The 15,544-nt window shown below is 28.4% G+C and carries 15 protein-coding genes; 9 read left to right on the plus strand and 6 right to left on the minus strand.

Annotation, left to right across the window (positions count from 1 at the left end):
* Nucleotides 1–82: 82 nt before the first annotated feature.
* Nucleotides 83–2,584: a preprotein translocase subunit SecA gene (secA, locus tag KJQ97_RS06610; protein ID WP_214120336.1), complete on the plus strand. Its 2,502-nt coding sequence runs from the start codon at nucleotides 83–85 to the stop codon at nucleotides 2,582–2,584.
* The gene (locus tag KJQ97_RS06615) at nucleotides 2,581–3,342 is read left to right on the plus strand and encodes a glycosyltransferase family 25 protein (protein ID WP_214120337.1); all 762 of its coding nucleotides are present in this window, start codon (nucleotides 2,581–2,583) and stop codon (nucleotides 3,340–3,342) included. Before secA ends, KJQ97_RS06615 begins: the two co-directional genes overlap by 4 nt.
* Before the next feature lies 1 nt (nucleotide 3,343).
* Here the strand turns inward: KJQ97_RS06615 and KJQ97_RS06620 are convergent, their stop codons facing one another.
* The gene (locus KJQ97_RS06620; RefSeq protein ID WP_214120338.1) at nucleotides 3,344–5,212 is read right to left on the minus strand and encodes a DUF1561 family protein; all 1,869 of its coding nucleotides are present in this window, start codon (nucleotides 5,210–5,212) and stop codon (nucleotides 3,344–3,346) included.
* Nucleotides 5,213–5,263: 51 nt separating this feature from the next.
* Here KJQ97_RS06620 and KJQ97_RS06625 point away from each other — a divergent pair, with 51 nt between their 5' ends.
* Complete coding sequence (locus KJQ97_RS06625) at nucleotides 5,264–5,809, plus strand: gamma carbonic anhydrase family protein (RefSeq protein ID WP_214120339.1); 546 nt, start codon at nucleotides 5,264–5,266, stop codon at nucleotides 5,807–5,809.
* An 11-nt stretch (nucleotides 5,810–5,820) separates the two neighbouring features.
* Here KJQ97_RS06625 and KJQ97_RS06630 read toward each other — a convergent pair whose 3' ends face one another.
* From KJQ97_RS06630 to uvrB, 5 genes are all read right to left on the minus strand, one after another.
* Nucleotides 5,821–6,600 carry an ATP-grasp domain-containing protein gene (locus KJQ97_RS06630; protein WP_214120340.1) on the minus strand — a complete coding sequence of 260 codons (780 nt, stop codon included), beginning with the start codon at nucleotides 6,598–6,600 and terminating at the stop codon, nucleotides 5,821–5,823.
* On the minus strand, nucleotides 6,597–7,358 hold the full coding sequence (locus tag KJQ97_RS06635) for an ABC transporter ATP-binding protein (protein ID WP_214120341.1): 762 nt from the start codon (nucleotides 7,356–7,358) through the stop codon (nucleotides 6,597–6,599). Before KJQ97_RS06635 ends, KJQ97_RS06630 begins: the two co-directional genes overlap by 4 nt.
* On the minus strand, nucleotides 7,352–8,401 hold the full coding sequence (locus tag KJQ97_RS06640) for a FecCD family ABC transporter permease (protein ID WP_214120342.1): 1,050 nt from the start codon (nucleotides 8,399–8,401) through the stop codon (nucleotides 7,352–7,354). The genes KJQ97_RS06635 and KJQ97_RS06640 overlap by 7 nt, the downstream gene beginning before the upstream one ends.
* 6 nt (nucleotides 8,402–8,407) lie before the next feature.
* Nucleotides 8,408–9,508 (minus strand): ABC transporter substrate-binding protein, encoded by a 1,101-nt coding sequence (locus KJQ97_RS06645; protein WP_214120343.1) that lies wholly within the window; start codon nucleotides 9,506–9,508, stop codon nucleotides 8,408–8,410.
* Nucleotides 9,509–9,585: 77 nt separating this feature from the next.
* Complete coding sequence (gene uvrB, locus KJQ97_RS06650) at nucleotides 9,586–11,553, minus strand: excinuclease ABC subunit UvrB (protein WP_214120344.1); 1,968 nt, start codon at nucleotides 11,551–11,553, stop codon at nucleotides 9,586–9,588.
* Between the two features lie 86 nt (nucleotides 11,554–11,639).
* Between uvrB and KJQ97_RS06655 the strand changes: the two genes are divergently transcribed.
* From KJQ97_RS06655 to priA, 6 genes are all read left to right on the plus strand, one after another.
* The gene (locus tag KJQ97_RS06655) at nucleotides 11,640–11,873 is read left to right on the plus strand and encodes a hypothetical protein (protein WP_214118384.1); all 234 of its coding nucleotides are present in this window, start codon (nucleotides 11,640–11,642) and stop codon (nucleotides 11,871–11,873) included.
* The gene (locus KJQ97_RS06660) at nucleotides 11,857–12,195 is read left to right on the plus strand and encodes a hypothetical protein (protein WP_214120345.1); all 339 of its coding nucleotides are present in this window, start codon (nucleotides 11,857–11,859) and stop codon (nucleotides 12,193–12,195) included. Before KJQ97_RS06655 ends, KJQ97_RS06660 begins: the two co-directional genes overlap by 17 nt.
* Nucleotides 12,179–12,661 carry a type II secretion system protein gene (locus tag KJQ97_RS06665; RefSeq protein ID WP_214120346.1) on the plus strand — a complete coding sequence of 161 codons (483 nt, stop codon included), beginning with the start codon at nucleotides 12,179–12,181 and terminating at the stop codon, nucleotides 12,659–12,661. The genes KJQ97_RS06660 and KJQ97_RS06665 overlap by 17 nt, the downstream gene beginning before the upstream one ends.
* Nucleotide 12,662: 1 nt before the next feature.
* The gene (locus KJQ97_RS06670; protein ID WP_214120347.1) at nucleotides 12,663–13,199 is read left to right on the plus strand and encodes a prepilin-type N-terminal cleavage/methylation domain-containing protein; all 537 of its coding nucleotides are present in this window, start codon (nucleotides 12,663–12,665) and stop codon (nucleotides 13,197–13,199) included.
* Nucleotides 13,186–13,815 carry a type II secretion system protein gene (locus tag KJQ97_RS06675; protein ID WP_214120348.1) on the plus strand — a complete coding sequence of 210 codons (630 nt, stop codon included), beginning with the start codon at nucleotides 13,186–13,188 and terminating at the stop codon, nucleotides 13,813–13,815. Before KJQ97_RS06670 ends, KJQ97_RS06675 begins: the two co-directional genes overlap by 14 nt.
* The coding region (priA, locus tag KJQ97_RS06680; RefSeq protein WP_214120349.1) for a replication restart helicase PriA at nucleotides 13,815–15,544 on the plus strand (1,730 nt) is incomplete at its 3' end. The genes KJQ97_RS06675 and priA, both read left to right, overlap by 1 nt.

Below are 15,544 nucleotides of genomic sequence, written 5' to 3' on the forward strand. Positions count from 1 at the left end.
TTTAAATACCTTTTAAATATCCTTTTATTTATTTTAACAAATATAATTATATTCAAAAATCAAAACCAAGAGGTAAATTTAAATGTTTAAAAGTATAGCAAAATGTATATTTGGAACTCGTAATGATAGACTTCTTAAAGCCTACAAAAAAAGAGTATTAAAAATAAATTCTTTAGAAGAAAAATATCAAAAATTAAATGATGAAGAAATTAAAAGCGAATTTCAAAACCTACAAAATAAAGTGCTTGAAGACAATAATAATTTAGATTTAGTTTTAGAAGATGTATTTGCAATAGTAAGAGAAGTTAGCAAAAGAACGCTTGGAATGAGACATTATGATGTGCAATTAATAGGCGGTATGGTTTTAAATGATAAAAGCATAGCAGAAATGAAAACAGGAGAAGGAAAAACCTTAGTAGCAACCTTACCTGTGGTATTAAACGCAATGACAAAAAAAGGCGTTCATGTAGTAACAACAAATGATTATCTAGCAGCAAGAGATGCTAATGAGATGAGTGCTATATATAATTTTCTTGGTTTTAGTGTTGGTATTTTAGTAGGAAACGACCATAGAAATAGAAAAGCTGTTTATGCGTGTGATATTGTTTATGGAACTAATAGTGAATTTGGTTTTGATTATTTAAGAGATAATATGTGCTTTGATGCTGAAGATAAAGTTCAAAGGGGACATTATTTTGTAATAGTTGATGAAGTTGATAGTATTTTAATAGATGAAGCTAGAACTCCATTGATAATTTCAGGGCCAACCAATAGAACATTAGATGGCTATATAAGAGCTAATGAAGTAGCTAAGCAAATGGTTCGCGGAGTTGCACCAGATGATCCTAAAGAAAAACCTAGTGGAGATTTTATAGCAGATGAGAAAAATAGAACTATTTTAATTACAGAGCAAGGAATTTCAAAAGCAGAAAAACTATTTGGAGTTGATAATTTATATAGTCTTGATAATGCTATTTTAGCTCATCAATTAGACCAAGCTTTAAAGGCTAATAATTTATTTTTAAAAGATACTCATTATGTTGTTAAAGATGGCGAAGTAATGATTGTAGATGAATTCACAGGTCGTATTAGCGAAGGAAGACGCTTTAGCGAAGGCTTACATCAAGCACTTGAAGCTAAAGAAGGAGTTAAAATCCAAGAAGAAAGTCAAACTTTAGCAGATATTACCTACCAAAATTATTTTAGAATGTATGAAAAACTTGCTGGTATGACAGGAACAGCACAAACTGAAGCAACTGAGTTTTCTCAAATATACAACCTTGATGTAATTACAATCCCAACTAATGTGCCTGTAATTAGAAAAGATTTAGATGATTTAATTTATAAAACTCAAGATGAGAAATTTAAAGCTGTAGTTGATGAAATAAAAAAAGCTAACGCAAAAGGACAACCTGTATTAGTTGGAACTGCAAGTATTGAAAAAAGCGAGCTTTTACACGAGTATTTAAAAAAGGCAAAAATAGCTCACAATGTATTAAATGCTAAAAATCACGCTCACGAAGCTGAAATAATCAAAGATGCAGGTAAAAAAGGAGCAGTTACTATTGCAACTAATATGGCTGGTCGTGGTGTTGATATAAAAATTACTGATGAAATTAGAGAATTAGGTGGCTTATATATAATAGGAACTGAAAGACACGAAAGCCGTAGAATTGACAATCAATTGCGTGGTCGTGCTGGAAGACAAGGTGATCCTGGTGTTAGTAGATTTTATTTAAGTCTTGAAGATAATTTATTAAGAATTTTTGGTGGAGATAAGCTAAAAGCAATTTTTACTAGATTAAAAATCGCTGAAGGTGAAAGCATAGAAAGCTCACTTGTAACTCGTGCAGTAGCAAGTGCTCAAAAAAAGGTAGAAAATCTTCATTTTGAAAGTAGAAAACATATACTTGAATATGATGATGTAGCAAACGAACAAAGAAAAACTATATATAAATATAGAAATGAATTGCTAGATACAAATTATGATATTGAGACAAAAGTTGAGCAAAATATAGCTGAATATGTGGATTATTTAATTCATAACTTAAATGATTTAAGTGCTGAAAATTTAGTTGAATTATTCAAAAATGAAATTAATTTAGAGCTAGATTTAGAATTATTAAAAACTTTAAACACAGAAGAAAGCAGAAGTGTTATTATTGATGCAATAACTACTATGTTAAAAGTTAAATTTAGCATAGTTCCTGATAGTGAAAAGGAAAGAATTGAAAAATTATTATATCTACAAGTTTTAGATGGTGCTTGGAGAGAGCATTTATATCAAATGGATATTTTAAAAACAGGTATTGGTCTTCGTGGATATAATCAAAAAGACCCATTAGTAGAATATAAAAGAGAAAGTTATAATTTATTTATGGAGCTAGTTGAAAGAATTAAAAGTGAAAGTATAAAAGTATTACTAATAATTCAACTAAGAATGCCTGAAACTAATGAAGAAATTCAAGAAATTGAAAAACCTATCAAAAAGCAATCAAGAAATGAACCTTGTGCTTGTGGTAGTGGTAAGAAATATAAAGATTGTTGTGGTAAAAGTGGGCCACAAAAAGGCGTATTTGCTTGAAATTCTTTATAATTAATCTTGAACAAGATATAGAAAAAAGACAAAAAATAACAGCCCTTTGCGAAAGCTTAGGGCTTAATTATGAAATAATTAAAGCTATATATGGCAAAGCATTGAGTGAAGATGAAATAAAAAAAAATACCTATCCTAAAGAAGAACAATTAAAATTATTCAAAAGAACTTTAAGCCTTGGAGAAATAGGCTGCGCTATGAGTCATAGATTGTGTTATCAAAAAATTATAGAGCAAAATCTAGAAGATGCAATTATTTTAGAAGATGATGCAGTATTTGATGAAAATTTATTAGAATTTTTAAAATATAAAAATGAATTTCCTAAAGATTTAGAACTTTTATTATTAGGTCATCAAAGGCAAATTTATAGCGATGATGGTTTTAGAATTGAAAGTCCATTTTCATTAAGATTTAATAAAAAAATTTTAAATTGGAATTTAAAAAGATTAGTAGGAAGAGGAAATGGTGCATATGGATATTATATAACTAATAATGGAGCACAAAAATTATTTAAAGCAATGAATAAATTTCACTTACCAGCTGATTTATATACAAGTAATGAAACATTTATCAATTTATATGCAATTTATCCAATTTTAATCAAATTAGGAATTATTAATACTTCTTCAACACAAGAAAATTTTACAAATAAAAAACGCTCAAAAATTAGTAAATATTTTAAATTATTGAAAAATAAAATACAATTTTTTATCCCGTCTTTAAAAAAGCCAAGAGATTATGTTTAGCTTAATTGCTAAACATAAAATCAATTTCCATTAATTCACATCTTCCATTATTGCAAGTATTTGCATTATTTGGATTTAAGAAATTACCATTACCCCTTCTAAAACTACCATCTCCAGTGCAATCAAACTGATTTAAGTATTCTCCTAATACATTATCTCTATTTCCAACTAAACCAATTAAAGTTAATGCCTCTATTTGATATCTTCCATTTGCCGTAACAGAAAGCTCTAAGCTTCTTAAATTATTAGCAGGTCTTACTAATTCTAAATATTCTGCTTCGCTTATATTTTCATTATTTGTTGGAATTACTACAACCCCGTGATTTGTAATAACTATAGGAATAGCGTGAGCTCTACCATTGCTAAGGCTTACTAAAGCTATATATAAAGAACCAGCAGGAGAACGAGTAAGTCTTATTAATTCTCTACCAATATCATCTCCAGTATAAACTGAACTTAAACTCCAATCAAATCTTGGCAATATATTTCTAGTTAAAGCCCAAATCGCCCTAACTCCTCTATGATAAATTGGCTCTCCAAAAACCAACTCATTTCCCCAAAAGTTAAAAGCTCCTTGCATTAGATTATATAATGCTGGATTTCTTCTTTGAAAAGACACAAAAGGACTTCTATGATCGCTATAATCAAATAAATAACCTTGATTATTATTTTCTAGTTCAGGATTATATGGATATACTTGAGTTAATAAAGATACTATTTCAAAAGTTTGTAGCATACAAATTCCACAAATTCCACTAGCATCATTACTACTATCACTTGTTCTTGTTATCGCATAAAGTCTTCTTATCCAATTCTCATCTAAAACATTAAAATTAGCTAAGTTAAAGAAATTTAAATCTCTTTTTACTCTTCTTTCATTTCCACATTTGTGCGAATTAAATCCAGCATTTCTATAGTTGAAATTCCATAAATCATACACACTACTATCAAAGAAAAATTGAGTATTCTTTAAAGAACTTCCCGCAAGATTAATTTTATAATAATCTTTTGTAACTACGAATAATTTACCTAAATCACTGCCCCTTGCAACTTCTAAAATATTATTTTTACCATCAAAAATAAAAGAACCATCAAATAAATTTAAATTCCAATAAAAATCATTCTCTCTATCTTCAAAATTACATTTCTCGAACCTTAAATAACTAGCATTTAAATTAGATAAATTAGTCTTTAAACATTCAAAATTACCATTGTTATATAAAGCAATTTTACCTGAACTAAAATCATAATAAAAATTAGTTGGATTGGTTTTATTTGCATTATTTTTACCCAAATAATACTTAGTTCTAACTCCACTTGTTCTATTTTCTACATAAAAATATATTGGTGTTTTTAAAGCGTAATTTACAGGTGGCGCAATAGCTTCAAGCCATTCTTTCATAACGCCTTCAAAAATTTTTATTTTATTACCAAAATTATTTTTAGTAGCCACCAATAAAAAGTTTTTTTCTGTAATTTTCATATTTGAAAATGCTTTTAAGCTAAAAGCATCGTTATTAATATCAAACCATTGAGATTTATCGTTTAATACACAAGGGCGAAGTTCTACATAATCACTCCCCATCTTGCCATTTTTCATTCTATCCCCAAGCGACGCACAAACCCAGCTATCATTATATCTAAAAGCAAGTCTTTTATATACATCATATCTTGTGATACTTGAGTTCTTACAATCTTGCATACCTACTAGCAATCTTCCATCAGCTAACTTAGGGCTAAGACAAAATAATTTTCCATCGTGTGATTGAACAAATAGTCTTGAATCTTGAATTTTATCAGCCTTATGTTGAGTAATAGAATCAGCAAAAAGTATTATATTTAATAAAAATACAACTAATATTTTCTTCATATTTTCTCCTTTTTTATATCATATAATAAAAATTATTATTAAGGAAAGCAAATGTTAGTTAAATACGATAGTTTTTATCCTAATTTAAATAAATCAGTTTTTGTAGCAAATGGAGCTAAAATCATTGGAGATACTACAATTGATGAATATTCATCAATATGGTTTAATGCAGTTATTCGTGCAGATGTAGCTAATATAAAAATAGGAAAATACACAAATATCCAAGATAATTCTACAATTCATGTAGCAAGAGCTTTATATGATGAACTAGGAGTTGAGATTAGCCCTAAAACACCTTGTATAATAAAAGATTATGTAACTATAGGACATAACTCTATAATCCACGCTTGCACGATAAATTCTAATGTATTAGTAGGAATGGGAAGTGTGATTATGGATGGGGCGGTTATTAATGAAAACTCAATAATAGGTGCAAATTCATTAGTAACTAAAAATAAAGTTTTTCCACCAAATTCATTAATTCAAGGAAGTCCTGCAAAAGTTGTTAGAGAATTAAGCAATGAAGAAATAAAAGCTATTAAAAACCAAGCTTTAGAATATGCAGAAGTTAGTAAAAAATATCTAGAAAATTCTTAAAATCAAATTCCTTAAAATTTTAAGGAATTTAAATATTTTTTCATTTTATTTGCAAAAATACTTGCAAACTCTGGCTTTTTATCAAAATACAAAGCAGGTTCAATACATTCAATTTCATTTATATAAAACCTATCAGCCAAAAATATATCACACCTTGCATAAAAGCTATCTTTTGGAATATATTTGCTAGCTAAAGATATAAGCTCATCACTTGGATTAAAATCATCTATTTTTACACCATAATTATAGTTTGCTCTAAAATCATTATTTTTAGTTCTTAAAATACTATATTGATATGCCCCTTCAAAAAATACCAAACAAGCTTCGCTATCGTGATTAATGTATTCTTGAATTAAGGCTTTATCTTTATAAAATTGTAAATTAATATCATCATTAAACCTTGCTACACCATTTCCGCTTTGACCTATTAAGGGTTTTATGATTTGATTTGGCTTTAATTTTATATCTTTAATATCTACAATATTAGATTTTACAGCGTCTTTTATATCTAGTAAATATGATTTATCTAAGTTTTTTCTAATTAATTTTGTATTATTTATCAAAATAATATTATTTAACTCACAAAAATCTAAAAATCTCAAAAACTCATCTACTTTAAGAGAATAATCCCAAACACCAAGTGGCAAAATAACACAATCTTTTAAATTCTCATACTCTTGCCACACAAAAAACTCACACTCAAAACCCAAGCTCAAAAACTCATTTTTAAGTATTCTAAGACCTATAGAACCTTCTTTATAAATATCTTGCATTGCTATATAAATTTTCATTTTGTTCCTAAAAGTGATATTAAAGGCTTATTTTCATCAGCTAAAACATTTACATTTACATCATATAAATCTTTTAACATTTGCTTTGTGATAATGTCATTTGCTAAACCTTTTTGATAAACTAAATTTTTATGTAAAACTATAAGCTCATCGCAAAACCTTGAAGCTAAATTTAAATCGTGCAAAACAACAATACTAATTAAGTTTTTAGTATAGGTTTGCTCCTTTAAAGCTTCAAGCAATAAGCATTGATAATGCAAATCTAAAGCACTCACAGGCTCATCAAGTAATAATACTTTTGGCTCTTTTGCTAACACTTGAGCAAAACTTATCATCTGCCTTTGTCCGCCTGAAAGTGCGTTTATATTTTTATTAGCTAAATGATTAATATTTAAACCCTTCATTATATTCAATGCAAATTCTAATTCTTCATCTTTTATAAAAAGCCCTAATTTTTTTAATTTTCCAAGCAAAACTACTTCTAAAGCACTAAGATTTGCATTAGAATTAAAATCTTGCAACATATAAGCAATATTGTTTTGCCAAGATTTATAAGTTTTTTTATTTAAAATAAAATCATCTAAACTAATTTTTCCATCTGCTTTTACTCTGCCAAAAATTGCATCTAAAAGCGAACTTTTACCAGCACCATTTGCACCTATTATTGCATATATTTTTCCATTTTCAAATTCTAAATTGATTTTATCTAATATTAAATTATTAGCTCTTTTAACATTTACATCTTTTAAGATTAGCATACCCTTCTCCTACTATATACTATAAAAAAGAAAAATGGCACTCCAACAAAAGAAGTAACAATTCCAATAGGAAATAAAGTCCCTATTACTATAATCTTTGAAATCACAGAAGAAAAACTTAAAAATACAGCACCAATTAACATGGATGTAAGCATATAAAATCTTTGGTCTTCTCCTACAAGCATTCTAGCTATATAAGGAGATACAAGCCCAATAAATCCAATAACTCCTACAAAAGAAATAGCCGTTGCACTCATAATTGATACAATTAGCAATGCTTTAAATCTAAGATAAGATAAATTAACGCCCAAAACTTCAGCCCTATTTTCACCTAGTCTAAAAGCACACAACGCCCAACTATCCTTTATAAGTAAAATAACACAAATAATCGTAACCACTCCAACTATAATTACATTAGTCCAATTTGATTTTTGAAGTGAGCCAAAAAGCCAAAAAACAATTTGTTGAGAAATTTCAGGCGCACTTATGTATTGCACTAAAGATAACAATGATTGAAATAAAAACAAAAGCGCAATACCTACTAAAATTAACATTTCAGAACTAAAAGCTCTTGATTTTGCGAACAAAAACAAAACACTAGAACAAATCATAGTCATAGTAAATGCACCAAGTGGAACAGCAAAATAAAGACTAATTCCTGCAAATCCAAATGCAATCACAAGTGAAGCTCCAAAACCAGCCGCAGCAGCTAGTCCTAAAGTATATGGACTTGCCATAGGATTGTTAAGTAAAGTTTGAATTAATGCTCCACCATAACCTAAAGCAGCACCCACAACTAAAGCCATAACAGCCATAGGCAATCTTAATGAATGTGTGATTATATAAGATGTATTATCAACTTCAATATCAATAAAAAACGCTTTTAAAATTGATTTTACAACTTCAATAGGACTTATCATAGATGGACCTACAGCTATATCACACACAAAACCTAAAATACCCAAAAATATAAAAAATACAATAATTACAAATTTTTTTCGCTCATATTTTCTATGAGCGATTATTTCTTTACTTAAATTCATCTTTTATCACTTAGCTTGGATACCAAAAGAACCTGTTGGAATTATCGGAAGATATTTTTTGTGATAATCAATATAAGTTTTAATAGGGTCTATATCTTTGAATAAATCAGGATATAAAGCTTTAGCAATAAATTGCACCATAGAAGCATCAACTAGTGTTCTACTAGCTCCTTGATATACTGCAAAAAGTCTATTATCTTTTATAGCTGGCAAACTATCCCAACCTGCTCTAGTTTTAAAACCATTTAGCCTTTTATTTGCTTCTTCTTCATTAATTCCAATACCCATTACCATAGCTTCTGGATTTTTCTTAAGTTCAGTTTCACGACCAGCAATTATTATTACATCAGGCTTACTTGCTAAAACTTCTTCAGGATGAATTGGCATCCATTTTTCTACAAGTGGTGCTGCTATATTATCCCCACCTGCAAGGTCAATTAAAGCACCCCACATATCTTTACCAAAAGTATAACTATGCTCTTTTGGACCAAGATTTCCAAATTCTATATAAATTTTTGGCTTTTTAAGATTTGCTTTTTTAATTCTTTCTTGCACATCATCAATTATGCCTTTATAAAAACTTATAAGCTCATTTGCTCTTGCTTCGTTATTTGTAATTTTTCCTATAACTTCGGTGCTTCTTATGTGTCTTTCAACACTTTCGCGGTTGTAATCAAGTATTACAATAGGAATATTTGCTTTATTAATTGGTTCAAGCTGGTCTTTTATCATCTCATATTGCCAATCAGCTAATACTAATAAATCAGGTTTTAAAGATAATACCTTTTCAACCGAAAATGTACTTAGCTCAACTTCTCCAACATCAGCTATATTATTTAACTCCGGTAAGACTTTAATATAAGCGTCCCAGCTAGCAGGAGTCCAACCAGTCCAAACTTCCTTAGAAAATCCTACTACATTTTTTAAAGCGTCCTTACCACCTACTGCTAAAAAGTCAGTATAGTAAAATCCAAGAACTATTCTTTTAGCAGGCAAATCAACCTTAACTTCTCTATCTAAAACATCTTTAATTACTTCTACTTTAGCATTAGCACCAACACATAAAACACTCGCCACAACTAAGCTTTTTAATAAGCCTTTAAACATTAGTTCTCCTTAATAATGATAATAAGAACTAATATTTTAAATAAAAAATATTAATAATAATTATTAATTTTAAAATTTTAAATACTTCTTAGTTTTTTAATCTCATCTCTATAAAATGCTGCTTGTTCAAAATCAAGCTCTTTTGCTGCTAGGTGCATTTTTTCTCTTAATTCATTTACTAATTTAGCCCGCTCATTTGCTGGCATTTTTTCTATTTTTGATTTTTTTATAGAAACATTATCTTCGTTTTGTTTTAAAGTCTTTTCTAATTTTCGCTCAACACTTCTTGGAGTAATTCCGTGCAATTTATTATAAGCTTGTTGCAAGCTTCTTCGCTCACTCGTAATATCTATTGCTTCTTGCATTGATTTTGTGATTTTTTTAGCATATAAAATTACTTTTCCATTGACATTTCTAGCTGCTCTTCCCATTGTTTGAATTAAACTCGTAGTTGAGCGTAAAAAGCCTTCCTTATCAGCGTCTAAAATAGCTATAAGACTAACTTCAGGTAAGTCAAGTCCTTCACGAAGCAAGTTAATTCCAATTAGCACATCAAAATCTGCATTTCTAAGAGAAATTATTAATTCATTTCGCTCAATTGCATCAATATCTGAATGCATATATTTACATTTGATACCTAATTCTGTGTAGTATCTTTGCAATTCTTCTGCCATTTTTTTTGTAAGTGTTGTGATTAATACACGCTCATTTCTAGCAATCACCTTTTTAATCTCATCATATAAATGCTCTATTTGGTTTTCGCTATCAATTATGCTAATTTCAGGGTCAAGCAGTCCTGTTGGACGCATAATTTGCTGATAAACACACTCTCCACTAAGCTCAAGCTCTAATTCAGCAGGGGTTGCACTCACAAATAAAAAAAAGCAATCTTTATTAATAAATTCATCAAATTGTAATGGTCTATTATCTAAAGCGCTTGGCAATCTAAAGCCGTATTCAACTAGCACTTCCTTTCTAGCTCTATCTCCTGCAAACATTCCCCTAAATTGTGGCAAACTAACATGGCTTTCATCTACAATTACTAAAAATGGCTTTTGTTTTATTTTAAAATAATCAAATAAAGTATAAGGAGTTTCTCCTGCATTAAGCCCACTTAAATGTCTTGAATAATTTTCTATTCCTTTAGTCATTCCTGTAGTTTCTAGCATTTCTAAATCAAATTCAACTCGCTGTTCTAAGCGTTGTGCTTCTAATAATTTGCCTTGTTTTTTAAAGTATTCTAATCTTTCATCAAGCTCATCTTTAATATCCCTACAAGCTCTTTTAAGAGTTGGAGTAGCGACTATAAATTGATTTGCAGCATAAAGTGTGAATTTATTTAAATCTTTTATTTTTTTATTATCAAAAGTATTAAAAGTATAAATTTTTTCTAATTCATCATCAAAAAATTCTAAGCGAATTGCATCATCTTCATAATAAGCTGGATAAATATCTATAATATCCCCATTTACACGGAAATTCCCCCTATCAAAAAACGCATCATTTCTACTATATCCCATAGCTACTAAATGAAGTAATAATTCTTTTTGTTTATAACATTTGCCTACTTCAAAAAACTCTACCATGTCAATATATTCAGCAGGATTTCCTAATCCATAATTAGCACTTACACTTGCAATACAAACGCAATCATCGTATGCTAAAAGCGAAGCAGTTGAGCTTAAACGAAGCCTTTCTAAATCATTATTAACCGAGCTATCTTTTTCTATAAATGTATCAGTTCTAGGAATATAAGCTTCAGGTTGATAATAATCATAATAACTTATGAAATACTCCACATGATTATTCGCAAAAAAGCCTTTAAATTCGCTATATAATTGCGCACAAAGTGATTTGTTATGGCTCATTATTAAAGTAGGCATTTTAAGTTTATTTATCACATTTGCCATTGTAAAGGTTTTACCCGAGCCTGTAACTCCTAAAAGAGTTTGATATTTTTGTCCGTTTTTTACACCATTTACAATTTTTTCTATTGCTTGTGCTTGGTCAGGTGATGGTTTATAATTACTAATTAACTCAAACATTTTAATCCTAAAAAATAATTTTTATTATTATATTAACTATAAATAATTAAAATCACAGCTTTAAAATTTGATTAAGGATAAACAAAATGAGCGATAACATAACAAGCACACTAAGTAATAAAATAGTAGAATTAATGGAAAAATATAAATATTTAGTAAGCGAAAACGAAAGACTTATGAATGAATTAACTCAAGCAAAAGCTAAATGTGAAGCACAATCATATGAAATCAGTAAATTAGAAGAAGAGTTATTAAATAAAAATCTAATTGAAGAAGAAACCTTAAAAGCAATAGAGCAAGTGCTTGGAAACAACAACTAAATTTACGATAACCTTAGGAGCTAGGGGCTATAATTTTAATGTTCCATCTAAAGAATTTTTAGCTTATTTAAATGATGATATAAATAAGCTAAAAAACCCTACAAAAAATATAGAAATACCACAATTTATTAATTTATATCTTAAAAAAAGTTACTCACACTTTCAATTAGTGCAAGAATTTGAAAAAATACAAGAAGAGAATTTAAAACTTAAAGAAGAGAATTTAAATCTTAAATCAGAATTGCAAAGACAAAAAGAAGATTTAATAAATATTATAAATATTCTTAACAATAAAGGAAAAATAGATGAAAAAAGCATTTAGTATGATAGAAATGATTTTTGCTATTGCTGTTATAGGAATATTAGCAGGAATTGCAATTCCTAAAATGATGGCTAATAAAGACACAGCACATATAGTGCAATTAAAAGAGCAAGTTGAAGCTATTAGAAAAGGTATTGAAGCCTACGCTGGAAATACTTATGTAGAAAAAGGCTTCAAAGAATATCCTAGTATATTATGCTCTATTACCAGTAGCACAATAGATACAACTTATCCTTGTAAGGGTGCTCCTGCTTTTGCTGATGAGGTAGCAAAAGGAATTAATAGAAGAGCTAAAAATTCGGTTGGCTGGGATAATAATAACAATGATTTATTATTTGTTACAAAACCTAAAGAAAATACAGCAGTATTTTTTAAATACGATGCAAGTGATGGAAGCTTTAAGTGTGATAAAAGCAAGGTCTTAAGCGGTTGGAAAGCAGAAGATTGCTCTATAATAGGAGAATAAGATGAAAAAAGCTATGAGTATGATGGAAATTATATTTGTAATAGTGATTATTGGTATATTGGCTGGCGTTGCTATTCCTAAATTATTTGCAGGTCGTGATGATGCACAAATATTAAAATTAAAAGAAACACTAGCTTTAATTCGTTCAGGCATAGAACAATATAAGCAAAATAGCCTTTATACAGATGGCACTTCAAAATATCCAGAAGGCTTATGTTTAAATACCTCTAAAGATAGTGGGATTTCGTGCAATGGTGCTAAGGAATTTTTTGGTGCAGTAATTAAAAATCCAGTAAAAAAAGGTTCAACACAAGGTATGTGGGATGCTTGGACACAAGCACATAAAGATATTAATAATCAGACTTTTATATTTTATACTACCAATTCTAAAAAAGGCTATGTTTTTCAATACAACAAACAAGATGGTACTTTTAAATGTTTAAATAATTTTAATGATGCAAATAAGCAGATTTGCTTAGCTAAAACTTGTGCTCTTCCTTGTAAAGATATAGGTGAAACAGGATATGAAAGCAAATAAAAAAGCCTTTACTATGATAGAGCTAATATTTGCGATAGTTATTATCGGGATATTATCGGCTGTAGCTTTACCTAATTTTTTTGATTTAAAATTTAAATCTGATATAGCTAGTTTAAATTCTGAAATAAAAGGTATTAATGGAAAAATTAACGCTCAACTGCTAAAAAATGTAATGGTAGGGAAAGTGTCAAGCTATGATAATCTAGATAATTTAAATTCTTCTGGAAAACCAATTGAACCTACTAAAATTTTTACATCTTTATTTAAAGATGGCTTAGATAGAGGAGATGAGAATAAAGGTTGGCTTTTTTTAGCAAGAACAACAGCTACAAGCAATGTAACATACTCTGCATGGACTGATTTATATAACTCAGCTTATCAAGCAGATAAAGATTTTCAAGATTACTTAGATAAAGAAAAAAAAGATAGTAATCTTATAAAAGATGAGAAAATGGAACTATATAGATACACATTTAATTCTAATATATATTATAAATTTATTTATAGAAGTATAAAATCAGAATTAATATGCGTAGAAGCAGTATGTAATAAATGTAATAGTAAAAGAATTGATTCAATTAATAATATGATTCCTTGTATCAAAAAAGCTTCTTGATGAATTATTATAAAGTAGCGATTTTAGGACATAATTTAGAAACTTTAACCTATGAAAGTGATGAAGAAATTAAACCATTTTCAAAGGTTGAAGTAAAATTACACAATAAAAATTGTCTTGCAATTGTTATGAATAAATGTGAAAAGCCAACTTTTAACACCAAACAAATAATAAGTATTTTCAATGAATTTCTAACTGATAATCAAATGAAATTAGCAGAATTTATGAGTAAATATTACGCTGCTAATATATCTTTATGTCTTGATAGTTTTATACTAAGCAAAAATATATCTAATACTAAAAATAATTTAAATATAAATATAAATTTACAACTAAATGAAAAACAACTTTTGTGTCTAAATAGCTTACAAAATAATAAAATGAATTTGGTTTTTGGAGATACAGGAAGTGGAAAAACTGAAATATATGCAAAACTAATTCAAGAATGCCTTAATGAAGGAAAACAAGCATTATTTTTAATGCCAGAAATCAGTCTAACTCCACAAATGCAAAAAAGAATGAAAGTATATTTTAAAGATTTATTCATTACTTGGCATAGCAAAATTACTAAGGCTAAAAAACAAAAAGATTTAATAGAATTTGAATTAGGAAATAAGCCTTTAGTAATTGGTGCAAGGTCAGCACTTTTTTTACCTTTTAGCAATTTAGGATTAATTATCGTAGATGAAGAACACGATAATTCGTATAAATCTTCAAAATATCCATGTTATAACGCAAGAGATTTGGCAATTTATCTAGCAAGTATTACAAATGCAAAAATCGTTTTAGGCTCTGCAACACCAAGTCTTCAAAGTTTTTATAATCAAAATATAAATAAATTTAGATTAAAAGGCACATATTTTCAAAGCGAAAAAGAAATTCTTTTTGACGATAGTCTTGAGACACCTAGCTCTAATTTACTTGATTTATTAGAAGATAATTTAAATAAAAAAGAGCAAAGTATGATATTTTTACCAGTGCGTGGTAATTATCGTCAAGTTGTATGCAAGGATTGTAATTCAAGAAAAGTTTGTCCTAATTGCTCTGTGGCAATGAGTTTACACAATAAAACATATAAATGCCATTATTGTGGTAAAAAAGAGTATTTAAAAAATACCTGTGATAATTGCGGTAGCGAAATATTAGAAAGCAAAATAATAGGAACAGCTCAATTATGCGAAGAATTAAAAAAGGCTTTACCTAATGCAAATATTGCAAAATTAGATAGCGATGAATTAAGTTCGGCAACTAAACTTAAAGAAATACTAGAAGAATTTGAATTAGGAAATATAGATATTTTAGTAGGAACTCAACTAATATCAAAAGGACACGATTATAGAAATGTTACATTTTGTGCTATTTTAGGACTTGATGAATATTTATTCTACCCTGATTATAAAGCTCGTGAAAATACACTTGCTCTTGCTATTCAAGTAGCTGGTCGTGCAGGAAGAAGCAAAAAAGCTAAAGTGTTAATAAATACTCAAAATAAAGATTTTTTTGAAAAATACTTGCAAAATTATGATGAATTTTTAGAAGATGAGAAATTTTTTAGAACTAATTATCCACCATTCAAAAGACTATTAAGATTAATTATTGCATCAAAAAATGAAATAGAAGCAAGTAATTTATGTGAAGACTTGGCAAATCATTTAAAAAATAGCAAAGAAAACGATAATGATTATGAAATAATAGGCTATGGAAAATGTGCTATAGAAAAAATTAACAA

Origin of the sequence: Campylobacter sp. 2018MI01 (assembly GCF_018501205.1) — a bacterium.
Taxonomy (GTDB): domain Bacteria; phylum Campylobacterota; class Campylobacteria; order Campylobacterales; family Campylobacteraceae; genus Campylobacter_E.

Excerpts from the sequence above, each read along its gene's own strand:
- KJQ97_RS06665 (WP_214120346.1), top strand. The coding sequence starts at position 12,179 with ATGAAAAAAGCATTTAGTATGATAGAAATGATTTTTGCTATTGCTGTT.
- KJQ97_RS06670 (WP_214120347.1), top strand. The coding sequence starts at position 12,663 with ATGAAAAAAGCTATGAGTATGATGGAAATTATATTTGTAATAGTGATT.
- KJQ97_RS06625 (WP_214120339.1), top strand. The coding sequence starts at position 5,264 with ATGTTAGTTAAATACGATAGTTTTTATCCTAATTTAAATAAATCAGTT.
- KJQ97_RS06630 (WP_214120340.1), bottom strand. The coding sequence starts at position 6,600 with ATGAAAATTTATATAGCAATGCAAGATATTTATAAAGAAGGTTCTATA.
- KJQ97_RS06635 (WP_214120341.1), bottom strand. The coding sequence starts at position 7,358 with ATGCTAATCTTAAAAGATGTAAATGTTAAAAGAGCTAATAATTTAATA.
- KJQ97_RS06645 (WP_214120343.1), bottom strand. The coding sequence starts at position 9,508 with ATGTTTAAAGGCTTATTAAAAAGCTTAGTTGTGGCGAGTGTTTTATGT.
- KJQ97_RS06640 (WP_214120342.1), bottom strand. The coding sequence starts at position 8,401 with ATGAATTTAAGTAAAGAAATAATCGCTCATAGAAAATATGAGCGAAAA.
- secA (WP_214120336.1), top strand. The coding sequence starts at position 83 with ATGTTTAAAAGTATAGCAAAATGTATATTTGGAACTCGTAATGATAGA.
- KJQ97_RS06675 (WP_214120348.1), top strand. The coding sequence starts at position 13,186 with ATGAAAGCAAATAAAAAAGCCTTTACTATGATAGAGCTAATATTTGCG.
- KJQ97_RS06655 (WP_214118384.1), top strand. The coding sequence starts at position 11,640 with ATGAGCGATAACATAACAAGCACACTAAGTAATAAAATAGTAGAATTA.
- uvrB (WP_214120344.1), bottom strand. The coding sequence starts at position 11,553 with ATGTTTGAGTTAATTAGTAATTATAAACCATCACCTGACCAAGCACAA.
- KJQ97_RS06620 (WP_214120338.1), bottom strand. The coding sequence starts at position 5,212 with ATGAAGAAAATATTAGTTGTATTTTTATTAAATATAATACTTTTTGCT.